The sequence below is a fragment of the Halorientalis brevis genome, from assembly GCF_023077655.1.
Genome location: NZ_JALLGV010000010.1, coordinates 1 through 12,044, shown reverse-complemented (window position 1 = coordinate 12,044; position 12,044 = coordinate 1). Strand labels below are relative to the sequence as shown.

At 63.1% G+C, this 12,044-nt stretch carries 12 protein-coding genes and 1 pseudogene; 3 read left to right on the top strand and 10 right to left on the bottom strand.

Translation table 11 applies throughout. From position 1 onward, the window contains the following. Positions 1-9 precede the first annotated feature (9 nt). Genes MU553_RS21130 through MU553_RS21120 form a run of 3 tightly spaced genes read right to left on the bottom strand, consistent with a single transcriptional unit; the run spans position 10 to position 2,880 of the window. Positions 10-927 (bottom strand): polysaccharide deacetylase family protein, encoded by a 918-nt coding sequence (locus MU553_RS21130; protein ID WP_247381382.1) that lies wholly within the window; start codon positions 925-927, stop codon positions 10-12. Further along, on the bottom strand, positions 914-2,029 hold the full coding sequence (locus MU553_RS21125) for a DUF354 domain-containing protein (protein WP_247381379.1): 1,116 nt from the start codon (positions 2,027-2,029) through the stop codon (positions 914-916). The genes MU553_RS21130 and MU553_RS21125 overlap by 14 nt, the downstream gene beginning before the upstream one ends. Further along, complete coding sequence (locus MU553_RS21120) at positions 2,026-2,880, bottom strand: polysaccharide deacetylase family protein (RefSeq protein WP_247381377.1); 855 nt, start codon at positions 2,878-2,880, stop codon at positions 2,026-2,028. Before MU553_RS21120 ends, MU553_RS21125 begins: the two co-directional genes overlap by 4 nt. 491 nt (positions 2,881-3,371) lie before the next feature. On the opposite strand from MU553_RS21120, the gene MU553_RS21115 reads away from it, so the two are divergent. After that, positions 3,372-4,484, top strand: coding sequence for a DUF354 domain-containing protein (locus tag MU553_RS21115; protein WP_247381375.1), 1,113 nt, complete (start codon positions 3,372-3,374; stop codon positions 4,482-4,484). Between the two features lie 109 nt (positions 4,485-4,593). Then, on the top strand, positions 4,594-5,697 hold the full coding sequence (locus tag MU553_RS21110; protein WP_247381374.1) for a Gfo/Idh/MocA family protein: 1,104 nt from the start codon (positions 4,594-4,596) through the stop codon (positions 5,695-5,697). A 44-nt stretch (positions 5,698-5,741) separates the two neighbouring features. On the opposite strand, the gene MU553_RS21105 is transcribed toward MU553_RS21110, so the two are convergent. Continuing rightward, positions 5,742-6,317: an acyltransferase gene (locus tag MU553_RS21105; RefSeq protein ID WP_379814711.1), complete on the bottom strand. Its 576-nt coding sequence runs from the start codon at positions 6,315-6,317 to the stop codon at positions 5,742-5,744. 300 nt (positions 6,318-6,617) lie between these two features. Between MU553_RS21105 and MU553_RS21100 the strand changes: the two genes are divergently transcribed. Further along, positions 6,618-7,574, top strand: coding sequence for a polysaccharide deacetylase family protein (locus MU553_RS21100; protein WP_247381371.1), 957 nt, complete (start codon positions 6,618-6,620; stop codon positions 7,572-7,574). 19 nt (positions 7,575-7,593) lie between these two features. On the opposite strand, the gene MU553_RS21095 is transcribed toward MU553_RS21100, so the two are convergent. The 6 genes and pseudogenes from MU553_RS21095 to MU553_RS21070 all read right to left on the bottom strand — a co-directional run. Continuing rightward, positions 7,594-8,784, bottom strand: coding sequence for a GNAT family N-acetyltransferase (locus MU553_RS21095; RefSeq protein WP_247381370.1), 1,191 nt, complete (start codon positions 8,782-8,784; stop codon positions 7,594-7,596). Continuing rightward, positions 8,781-9,518, bottom strand: coding sequence for a UTP--glucose-1-phosphate uridylyltransferase AglF (aglF, locus tag MU553_RS21090; protein ID WP_247381369.1), 738 nt, complete (start codon positions 9,516-9,518; stop codon positions 8,781-8,783). The genes MU553_RS21095 and aglF overlap by 4 nt, the downstream gene beginning before the upstream one ends. A 108-nt stretch (positions 9,519-9,626) precedes the next feature. Further along, positions 9,627-9,839 (bottom strand): hypothetical protein, encoded by a 213-nt coding sequence (locus tag MU553_RS21085; RefSeq protein WP_247381368.1) that lies wholly within the window; start codon positions 9,837-9,839, stop codon positions 9,627-9,629. 128 nt (positions 9,840-9,967) lie between these two features. Continuing rightward, positions 9,968-10,807, bottom strand: coding sequence for a beta-keto acid cleavage family enzyme (locus tag MU553_RS21080; protein WP_247381367.1), 840 nt, complete (start codon positions 10,805-10,807; stop codon positions 9,968-9,970). A gap of 257 nt (positions 10,808-11,064) precedes the next feature. After that, the gene (locus MU553_RS21075) at positions 11,065-11,277 is read right to left on the bottom strand and encodes a hypothetical protein (protein ID WP_247381366.1); all 213 of its coding nucleotides are present in this window, start codon (positions 11,275-11,277) and stop codon (positions 11,065-11,067) included. A 1-nt stretch (position 11,278) separates the two neighbouring features. Next, positions 11,279-12,044: pseudogene (locus MU553_RS21070) on the bottom strand (hypothetical protein); the annotation flags it as partial.

Genomic DNA, 12,044 nt, shown 5'->3' with positions numbered 1-12,044 from the left:
ATCTCCAGCTTACGACTCACGGATGCGCGAGGTCGCCATTTGGGGACCGGTATGGTTCAGACTCCGGTACAGTTCGCCGACCGGTCCGACCCAGGCACCGAGTTCGCGGGCGCGTTCGATCAGACGCCGGTACAGCCGCGTGAATCCCGGATGGTCGTCGCTGAAGTAGCGCGGGTGCCAGAGCAGCGACATCACGGCGTTGTTGTTGCGTGCTTCGAGCAGCAACTCTTCGCACTGGTTCCAGGTAGCGTCCCAATCCGCGGCCGGGTCCGGGAGCGTCGTGTCCATGATCGTCACCGGGAAGACGACGAACTCGTCGTCGAAGGGCCGGAGCGGTTCGTACCCGTGTTTGAATCCGCTCGTCGTGACCGAGCCCGGCGTCGCGTCGTACAGGAATCCCGCTTCCCGCTGTTTGATCCACGTCGTCGGCCAGTCGAGGTTCAGGTAGTGCTGGCGGACGCCCGTGACCTCGTGGTCGAGGATCGATTCCAGCGTCTCTTTCTCCGATTCGAGGAGGTCGGCGTCGCGATAGGACTCGTACGACCCGTGCAGTTCGACCTCCCAGCCGTTCTCGTCGAGCCGAGTGATGAGCTGCTGGATTCGTGGATCGGAGAGCGAGTACCGGCCGGCGTACAGCTGCCAGGCTCTCGGATTGAACACGTCTCGGACGGGCCGGTCACGGATGATGTGCTGTTCGTCCAGGAAGTACCACGTGGACCGCACGTCGAGGTCGGACTCGAGCTCCAGGATCTCCTCGAACGTCCAGTAGGCGTTCCGATTCGGGAGGAAATCCAGAAGCTGCGACGGGTCCCGCTCGGTGAGGAGGTTGTACGCCGCCTGGTAGGTCTTGTACGGTCTGTCCACGTCGTGGGTGAGACAACAGGCGAAGGTGTGGTCCGCAGCGACGGACCCCTCACGCCAACTCATAGGACTGGCCTCCGTTCTGCAGGTGTTTGGCGGGTTCCTCCTGCCGGGGCCCCTGCTGGCGGATCGCGTCGACGATGAACGCGGTGACGTCGATCGTGTCTGCGAGTAGCTGGTCACGGCGTTCTGCCCACCGTTCGGTGGCCATCGGGTCGACGGCGAGGTTCTTGGCGTTGATCACTGCCTCGTCCTCGGTGTCGAACGACAGGACGAGGCTGTATCTGGATTCGAGTTCCTCGACGTGGCTGATCGCGTCCGCCGTGGCGAACAACTTCGACCGGACGCTCGGCGTGCCGAGCAGGCCCGCTTCGACGGCCATCTTCTGTGAGTCCCCGACGTACAGGTCGGCAAAGGCCAGGAGGTGGTGGACGTGCTCCGGCGGGACGGGGAACTCCGTCGCGTCGACGTCGTCGGGGGGCGTACACGTCGCGGAGAGGTAGACGTCTCCGTGGTCGCTGAGAAACGAGACGAGTTCCCGTTTCGCCGGCGCGCTGAAGCCAGCGCCGCCGACGTCGTAGTGGCCTTCCCAGGAGTCGAACCGGAGGACGAAGAACTTGCTCGCGGGGTCGACGCCGTTCGACTCGAGGATCTCCGTACTGGGATCGAAACGGTCCGGGTGGAGGTACGCCAGTTCGTGATAGCCGTCGTACCGGCGGTGTTTCGGCCCGAGGTCCACGCTGAACGCCCGTGGCGTGTAGACGTACGTCGTGAACGGGTTCGTCACCCGCCCCGCGACTTCGGTCGCGACCTCGTCGTCGTTGAAGATGAGGCTGCGTGCACCGGAGAGATGTGCCGCGTGGACCGCACAGGGGGTGAAGTGGCTCACGACGACGTCTGGCTCGAACCGGCGAGCGAGCTGGACGAGTTTGTACTCGCGGATCGCCCACTCCGGGATCGGGAACAGCCTGGACCGCCGCTGTTTCGAGATCGGGCGATGACTGATCCCGGAGGCGTCGAGGAGATCGGTGGTGATGCCCTTCTTCCGCGAGGTGACGGTCACTTCGTGACCGTCTCGCTCGAGTTCTGTGATCGCGTGTTTGAACAGATGTACGTGCGACGGCTGGCTCACGTCGAAGAGGACACGGAGGGACCGAGACGAACTCATGTTAGCAAATTCAGTCCCCGCTTGACGACGTTGACCGCCGTATCTTTCGCGTGCTCGCTCACGAACTCGGGGTAGCTTCCGGCCCATCGATTCGGGTGGACCAGGACGTACGGGTGGTCGACCTCCTCGGTGAGCAAGAGCCCGATGAGTTCGAACGTGGTGTCGACCTGCACGTCTTTCTCCCCCTCGCCCATCGTGTGGTCTTTGACCTTGAGCGGTCCGTCCCGCCAGGTTCGCCCGGTGTCGGAAAAGTACGTGAGGTCGGTGAAATCCGCCGACAGATAGGCCTCTCCGAGGAGGTCGAAATCCGCGAAGTCGGCCTCCTTCAACAGGTCGCGGTTGTCGTATGGGGTCAAGGGATTGCCGTGCATGCAAACCGTGTCGACGTCGACGATCGTTCGAAGTTTGTCGAGTTCCGTCCGGAACGACGACAGGGCGGCCTCCTGATCGCCGTCCGCGCGGTCGAGATCCTCGAAGTGGTACCCGACCTCGTGGCCCAGGGCCTCGATGCGTCTGATGAGGGCCGGTTTGAACGTCTTGCCGATGGTCCGCACGTAGTAGGTGCCGCTGATGCCGTGTTCGGCTTCCAGGCGAGCCATGGCCAGGGCGTTCTCGGGTTTGCGGTCGATGTCGTGGCGAAGAATGACGAACTTCTCCGGGAGTCCGTCACCGCCGTCGGCCTTCGGGCGTCCGCTGACCCCGTCACTGGCCGTGTGCGCGAGTGACTCCGCGTCAACGGGCTTGCGTCGCAGGTACTGTTCGACAGTGAGAAACTCGTATCCCGCTGTCAGTCCGGCTTCGAGCAGGTCACGATACGTGGTGTACGTGAAATCGAGCCCCCACGAGGTCACCGTCGTTCCCTCCGTTGTGGACGGTGCCTGGGTCGCTGCTTCCTCGTGTGATACGCGTGCGTCCGTGAAGTCATGGGCAGAAGCGATTCCGTCGGTTGGCCGTCGTCGATCAGTATCTCTGTCACAGTCATACACTCGGTGGATTGGGCGGTTGGATGCGGATAGATAGCATTGCCGTGCGGACTGGCAGCATATCGCCCCCGAGTCGGACTGGGGACGCGTTGCTTCGTCCCGCGATGTCGGTGCGCTAAACCTTGTTATTCTCTACCTATCGGCGAGATATGTCATGTTAGTTATCTTGGGGTCGTAACGTGTCGGAATAGGGTCGAACGGAGACCGGTAGATATGTTCCGCTTACTCGGAACACGAGTGGGTAACAAAGGTCCGCGAACGGCCTGCCTCTCTGCAGGGATGACACCGTTCTCGACTGACACTGCGTGGGTCGCAGACCATCTGGTACGCGATCGACGGTCGAATGTGGGGCAGGAGTAATGGACGAGCACAAACGCGTCATCTTCGACGTCAACCATCCTGCCCAGGTCCACCTGTTCAGACACGCGATCACGGAACTGGAGGACCGCGGGCACGACACGCTCGTGACGTCACGCGAGAAGGAGATCACCACCGACCTCCTCGACGCCTACGGCATCGATCACGAACTGCTCTCCACGGCGGGCGACGGGGCAGTCTCCCTCGTGACCGAGCTCCTGGGCCGGGAATGGCGACTGCTCAGTGTAGCGCGGGAGTTCGAGCCGGACGTGATCGTGAGCCGGCTGAGCCCCGCTGCAGCACACGTCTCGACGGTGCTCGGCTGTCCCAACGTGGTGTTTACCGACACGGTCGTTCCGTCGAAGCTGATGCGGACCCTGAACTACGGGATGACGCTCCCGTTCGTCGACGTGGCCTGTATTCCCCCGAATTTCGAGCTTCCGTTCTCGCCGGCTCGCACTGTGACTGCCGGCTTTCACGAACTCGCCTACCTGCATCCGAACCGCTTCGAGCCCGACGCCGAGCGGCTCGCTGCGGCCGGGGTGGCGGTCGACGAGCCGTACTTCGTCCTCCGGTTCGCCAGCTGGGACGCGTACCACGACGTGGGTAACGAGGGCTGGTCGCGGCAGGGCAAACGGGACATCGTCTCCTTCCTCGACGACCACGGGACCGTGTACATCACGAGCGAGTCTGAACTCCCGTCCGAGTTCCGCGAGTACCAGCTGTCGGTCCCGCCGCACCTCATCCACGATCTCCTGTACTTCAGTGACCTGTATCTCGGCGACTCCCAGACGATGTGCACGGAGGCGACGTTGCTCGGCACGCCGTCGATCCGCGTCAACTCCAAGGTCGGGACGCACGACATGAACAACTTCGTCGAACTCGATCGCCGTGGACTCCTGTTTTCGTACCCGGACGAGCGGGACGCACTCGCACAAACGCGAGCGATCGTCACCGGTCAGGTCGATGCGGACTGGGAACGGAAGCGACAGGCCCTCATCGACGACAAGCGTGACGTGACGTCGCTGATGCTCGAATTGATACTGCGTTCCGATGCAGCACCGGAAACCGAGGCCCCAGTGGATAGCCCTCGTTCGCGGGCGGCGAACGACTAGGAGGCGCACGCTCTGGCCCGAAATCGGCCGTTGCTGGCATCTGATTAACAGCACGTTATTCCGCCTGGGACGACCATAACAATGGGCATTCCATCCGCGAACGCGTACTATGGCGCTCAGAACTGCCGTTGTCGGCGGAGGAACTATTTCAGGTCGTCATCTCGATGGACTCTCAGACTGTCCGTACACTGATCTCGTCGGGATCTGTGACGTCGACGCCGACCGCGCTCGGTCCGTCGCTTCCGAGTACGGCATCGCGAACTACACCGACATGCAGGAGCTGTTGGACGACGCGAACCTCGACTGGGTGCACATCTGTACGCCGGTCGCGACGCATCTCGACCTGGCGACGATGGCCATCGAGGCCGGCGTGCCGGTGCTCATCCAGAAGCCCGTCACGGAGACCGTCGAGGAGTACGAGCGACTGAAAGCGACCGCAGAGAAACACGACGTTCCGGTCTCGGTCGTCCACAATCACGACTTCGACCCGGCGATGCGGAAGCTCACGGCGGCGATCGAGGACGGGGCCGTCGGCGACGTTCGATCCGTCGAAGTCCGGTACGCCGGGCAGACCTATCCGGACGACGTGCGCCGCGGCGAGTGGGCCTTCCAGTTGCCGGGCGGTGAGTTCGAGGAAGGCATTCCGCACCCGCTGTACCTCCTCCTGCGCGTCGGCGGCTACCCGCGCGACCTCGACGACGTCCAGGTCAGCACGCATCTCGTCAGGGAGTACGACCGGCCGTTCACGTACGACGGCACGAAGGTGCAGTACGTCAGCGACTCAGACGTGCTCTGTAGCACGACGCTGTTGCCCGGCGACGTGCCGGACAAGGGCGTTCACGTCCACGGAGACGACGGCGTGCTGATCGCTGATCTCGTCTCCCAGACGCTGGTCAGGCTCGACCGCGACTATCAGGCCTCGGCGATCAATCGCGCTCTCAGCAACGTCAAACGTGCCGCTGATCGATTGCTGGGGAACGTGGACAATCTCAGAGCGTTCGTCAGGGACAAGCGGTCCGACGAGTGGGACGTGAAGACCGAGATGAACTCACACTACTATCAGTTCGAGGCAGATGCACTCGCGTTGGAGGGCCGAGGCGAACGACCCGTCCCGCTGGAAGAGGCGGGGTGGACGATCCGGCTCATGGAGGCCATTCGGGAGGCGGCAGCCGACCAGGCTGCGGTCACCCAGGATGCGTCAGTGACGAGATAGCCCGGTCGGCTGGGGTGCAGGGAGGTCGCGCTGCCGGCTGCCACTCAGAGCTCGTTTGCTCCGTGTAGCTGATCGGGGAGCGGATGGTGTTCAGCGGGGACACCAGCGGCCAGCGTTTCCGGTGGCACGTCTTCGGTGACGACAGCACCGGCAGCGACGAATGCCCGTTCGCCCACGGTCACGTCTGGGAGGACCGTGGCGTTGGCTCCGATGGAGGCGTTCGATTCGAGAGTCGGACCGACGAGACCGACGTCGGTCCGGAGGGGATAGGGGTCGTTCGTGAGGACCGCATGAGGGCCGAGGAAGACGCCGTCAGCGATGGTGGTCTCGGGCGGAACGTACACACCGGTCTGCATGCTCACGCGGGACCCGACGTCACAGGTCCCGTCGATGACCGTGTTCGTACCGACGATCACGTCGTCGCCGAGCGTGGAATGCTCGCGGATGATCGCGTTGTGTCCGGTCGTGAGATCGGTGCCGATCTCGACGTCGGGGTAGATGATCGACCCCGATCTGATCGTCGCACCGTCTCCGATCCGCGGGGGAGCGCTGTCCCCGTCGGGCGAGACTATCTGTACCGACCGCGCGATATCACAATCGTCACCGATGCGTGCTTCGATCACGTTGAATCACCATCTGTGTGCGGCATCTTCCTGCGTTGGGCTCGACACGGGAGGATCACCGGGGCGTCCAGTACGAGCGTTCGGTGGCGCTCTCGTGAACCGCTCCCGCGTCAGTTCGCTAGTAGCGGCGTTTGCGCCTTTGTTATGGATTCTCTGAACCTTGGTAGGAGTTCGATGTGCGAAACCCCGGGGTACTTCGACGGCGCACCGACCGAGAGCGGCCACACGATAGGTAAGATGGGATTACTCGGGCAGTCCAGCGGGTAACAAAGTGACGCGCCGACCGTCGCCAGTGATATGGGTACTGTCGTGCTTTCGGTCGACGCCGAACTCGGCTGGGGATTCCACGACCAGAAAGATCCACCTGCCGATCGACTCGCGAACGCTCGGCAGGGATGGCAGACGCTGGTCTCCCTCTGTGACACCTATCGGATCGATGCGACCTGGGCGGTCGTCGGCCATCTGCTCCTGGACGATTGCGACAACTGCCACGCGACCCATCCCACGCCACCCGGGTGGTTCGACCACGAGCGCGGCGACGACGCCATGCCGGCTTCCCTCCGGTACGGGGACGGGCTCGTCGAGGCGCTCCAGGATGCCACCGCAAACCACGACATCGGGTCACACACCTTTTCACACGTCGAGTTCGGAGACAGCGAGACGACGCGGGAGATGGCCAGATCCGAGGTCGCTGCCGGGATCGAACTCGCTCGGGAACGCGGGATCGAGATGCAGTCGTTCGTCTTCCCGCGGAACAACGTCGGCCACCTCGATGCGCTGGCGGCGTACGGCATCGAGTGTTACCGCGGCGTCAACCCCGCGACGAAGCGAAACGACGTGTGGGACGGCCCGGTCGGGAAACTCGCACAGGCGACGCTCGTTCGGCGGCCGCCACCGCTCGTCGAACCCACCGTCGATTCGTTCGGCCTCGTCAACATCCCCGCCTCGCTCCACCTGTTCAGCTTCGAGGGGCAGGCGCGGGACCTCGTCGAACCGGTGTTCGGCGATCCGATGGTCAAGCAAGCGAAACTCGGAATCGACGCCGCGAGGGAGCGAGACGGCGTCTTCCACATGTGGCTGCACCCCAACAGCATCACGGAACAGCGAGACGTGGACCGACTCCGCGAGATATTCAACTATCTCGATAGGCGACGGGGCCGGACGTCGCTGTCGGTGAAGACGATGGCCGAAGTCGCCGCGGAGACGCGCGCACAGGCGACGGAATCCAAAACGAGTCCGGTCGAAGGGACCTGAGACCCTTTGACCGGTCGATTCACGCGGTGTTCTGCTCACAGAACGGCAACTGCCAGTTTGTCGGATCGGTGACGTCTCTGCCTTCGATCATCCACTCGTTCTCGGTGTTCGTTCGCTGCAGCGGCATGGTGATGAGGATCGTCTGATTCGACACGGGTGACAGCGGGAGCTCGTCGTTGGGTTGGAAGCCGAACTGCCGAAGTAGCTTCGACGGGACGCCCGTCCCCGCGAACGCGAACACGTCGCTGTCGCGGTGGACCTCGAGGAGCCGTGAGAGGATCGCAGCGAACCCTGGGAGTCGATCCTCGCCTGAGAGCGGAACCGCGTCGACGATCCGCGTCAGCACACGGCCGCCGTGCTCGCGCGTCCCTGCGACCATCGCCGCGAACGGGTCGCCGTCGCGATTCGCGACGAAGGCGTCGTACTCCCAGTTGGGGTTCTCGAAGCGCCAGTCGTAGAACCGCCGGTCCCGGACGGCGTGGATCTCGCTCGGAACATGGCTCGTGCCGAGGGCTGCCAGCGTCTCGCTGGGGATCGTCGCGTGTCGGTCGACGGTGATCCGCTTCGAGGAATCGCCGTTGTGCCGACGGTCGCGGAAGCCGAGGTACCCGCTCGCGAGTCCGTCCAACACCGAGCCGGTCTGACTCGGCACCCACGAACCGAGTTTCTGGTCGATGAACTGCGACGGGGACTCGATCCGGAAGTGTGATCGGATCGGACTGACGGTTTTCGCACCTCCCTTGAGGTAGCCGGGCCGAGAGAGGTCGTTCGGGATGCTGAACATGACCTCCGGTTCTCGCTGGCGATAGTACTCGAACGCGAGCTCGTTCATCCGGGAGAACAGCCCCCGACTCCGATGGTCCGGGTGGACGCCGGTGTCGGCGGTCTGGAGACCGATGGCCGTTCGCGGGCCGGCGCGCAGGCGAAAGGCCATGAACGGCCGGACGCCGACGATTTCACCCGTGTCCTCGCGTTCGGCCACGAAAAGTGGAGTGTGTGCCAGATACGGGTTGTCGACGAACTTCCAGTCGAACCACTCCGTTCCCCCGTCGTGGGGGATCATGCCGATCGCGTCGTGCAGGTCGAAGAAGGGCTGCCTGTCCTCGGGGCGATATCGCCGAAGCGTGTACGTCTCCCCTTTCGCCTCGTGGGTGACGACCGGGTCCGTCTCGGTGGCCGTCTCGCGGAGCGCGACGTCGGGGGAACTCATTGGGCCGAGGGCGTCTCAGCAGCAGCGTCCTGGAGGCGTTCCTCTGCTTCGTCCCGATCCTCGGGATAGCCGATGTCCAGCCGCCAGCCTTCGAGGGCGATCGCGTCGATGGTGCGTCCGCTCTGGAGGAGGAGGTTCACGGCGTCCGTGATCTCGTACTCGCCGCGATCCGACGGCTGGACGAGGTGACAGGCGTGGAAGATGGCCGGCGTGAACGTGTAGAAGCCGGTCATCACGAGGTTGCTCGGCGGCTCGTCGGGTTTCTCGACCACTTCGACGATCTCGCCGTAATCGTTGGTGTCGCAGACGCCGTACCGCGATGCCTCCTCGTGGGGTACCTCTTCGACGAGGAAGGCGGCGTCGGCGCGGTCTTCCTGCTGTCTCCGGACCACGTCCTGGAGGTTGGCGCGGAAGATGTTGTCGCCCATCATCAGCATGAAGTCGTCGTCGATCTCCTCTTCGACGGTCAACAGGGCGTGGGCGAGCCCGTTCTGTTCGCGCTGGTGGGCGTACGTGATCGGAATGCCGCGGAACGCGTCCCCGTAGTAACTGATGATGTCTTCTTTGCGATATCCCACGACGACGATGAGTTCGTCGGCGTCGAGTTGCGCCATCTTCTCGAAACAGTGGGTGAGGATCGGTTTCCCGTCGACCTCAACCATCCCCTTGGGCTTGTCTTCGGTCAGTGGACGGAGGCGCGTTCCTTGGCCGGCTGCGAGAATAACCGCCTTCATAGTTGCCGGAGTCAGGGGCTGCAGACAAAGGTATGCGCGCGTTATGCGACTCTCGTCTCGATACGCTGTTTCTACCCGGCCAGAAGATGAGCGTTGGGAACAGCTCTGTCAGTCATCGTCGGCTGCTGATTCCGGCATCGCCTCTTCAACGTGTGATTTGAATACCTCACAGTCACACTCGTGTTCGAACTCGAAGCGGTCGTTGCAGATGTCCGCTTTCATCGGCGAGACGAACTCCTCTTGTACAGTACAGAGGGGGCGTTCGTGGTCGAAGTCCACGTCACCATCACTGTGACGATACTCCAGGTATGGGCACGTCATACTCCCTTCCTGCGCAGATGCACCCAATGTTATTTAGCCCGTAGTTCAGTAACAGGGTACTAATCCAACACGCGAAAACTGGCGTCTGAGGGGCGCTCGGAGGTCAAATATCGAGAAATCGGAGAAACTTATCGGTCGATACCGAGGATCGCTCGCGCTTCGTCGGGCGTCGCGAGTTCGCGACCCAGCCTGTGGATGACGTCTACCGACCGTTCGACGAGCTGTGCGTTGCTTTCGACTTGCTCACCCCGCTTGAAGTAGAGGTTGTCCTCCATGCCGACGCGGACGTGGCCGCCCATGATCGCCCCCATCGTCGTCAGCGGCAACTGATGTTGCCCCGTCGCGAGAATGTTGAAGAGGCTCTCGTCGGGGAGGTTGTTCACCATGTTGATGAGGTTCTCCGGGCTCGGGATGGTGAAGGTTCCGGGACCGAAGATGAGGTTGATGTAGTACGGCGGATCGAGGATGTCCTTCTCGATGAGCCGATACACCTCGTTGAGGTGGCCGTTGTTGAACACCTCCATCTCCGGTTTGATCCCCTTCTCGTTCATCTCCTGGGCGAGCGATTCGATGTTGTGGCGAGTGTGTTCGGTGATGATGTGCTGCCCGCGGTTGAACGGGCCCATGTCGAGCGAGGCCATCTCCGGGGCGGGATCGGTCCGGATGCCCGCGATGCGGTTCTCGTAGGGGCTCTGGCCGCCGGTCGTGTTCTGGATGATGATGTCGTCACACTCCTCGCGGATGGCGTCGTTGACTGCCTGAAGACGCTCTGGGTCGTTCTCGCCGTGTTCGTCACGACCGTGGACGTGGACGATAGCGGCCCCGAGTTTCTCGCACTCGCGCACCTGCCGTGCGATCTCGTACGGTTGTTCGGGGAGGTTGGGATTGACGTCCTTCCCGTGCACGCCGCCTGTCGTCGCCACGGTCAGAATGAGTTTCTTCCGGTCGAGGTAGTCCTGGTAACTCATAGTTGCGGAATCGACTCCGAGTGGGCCACGAGTGGTGCACGACTTGCGATACAACGCCGGAGCACCGTTTCAGCGCGGTTAGCACGGTCGTGTCACCCAGTAGCCCGTCTGTGGCGTGGTGCTTCCCCGACGGCCTTTGTTTTTAGATGCTTACCAGGCCGCTGAGAACCGTTATCCAAAAAATCGAGACGACTACGCGGATCCGCAACGTCATCGCGCGGTCGAGAGAGGGATCTGCCGAAGACGGTTGCTCGGAATCAGACCCGGTCGCCGAGGTCGACGACAGAGGCGGAGTCGGCGACGATGAACGCCTCTTCCCGGAGGAACGACTCGTCGTGCGGCAGGATGACGTAGTGGCCACCGTCCGCGGTCGATTCGGTGATCTCGAGTTCGAGCGGGTCGTACCCGAGGTCGTCCAGATCCGGATCGGCAGGGAGCTTCCCCCAGTCGACTGACTCTGACTCGCTCATCTCATCCCTCCAGGATTTTGACGTCGGCCTCACCGTCGATCTCCACCGACTGGAGGCCGCCGGTGAATCGATACGCGTCCTGTCCGTTGCCGACGAGACCCACTGCGCGGCTGTCGGTCACGTAGTCGCGGACCTTGTCCCAGGGGAGTCCACCGTCGGTGACCGTCGTGCGCTGTTCGTCACGCTCGAGGGTCCCCGTCACGGAGAACTGGTACTTGGCCGTCTCCTCGCTGTCACCGGTTCCGTCGATGATGAGGGTCCGCTGTTGCTGGGCACTCCCGTCGGAGCCTCCGGCGTCGTCATCACCGGAGCCGTCCGAGTCGTCGCCGGAACTATCCGAGTCGTCGGAGGAACCACTGTTCTCCCCGGTCAGCTCCTCGAAGGTCGTTTCCGTCCCGTCGACGCTGACCGTGACGTCGTACCCATCAGTGACGCTGTAGTCGGTGATGGTCCCGCTGAAGTGGTAGCTGTCATATGCGTCGGGGTTCATCCTGACGCTGGTGACCGTGTAGGTACCGTCCTGGTTCTCTTCGATCGTGTCGGTGTCGGGTTCGGCCTCGTCGCCGTACTCGACCTCGCCGTCCACCGTGAACGAGACGTCACAGTAGGTGTCGGGGTTGTCCGGGCTCGCGTGGAGGGTGAGCTTCTTGCCGTCGGACGAGTCGTCCGAGCCGTCGGAGGAACCACTGTTCTCCCCGGTCAGCTCCTCGAAGGTCGTTTCCGTCCCGTCGACGCTGACCGTGACGGCGTAGCCCTCGGTGACGCTG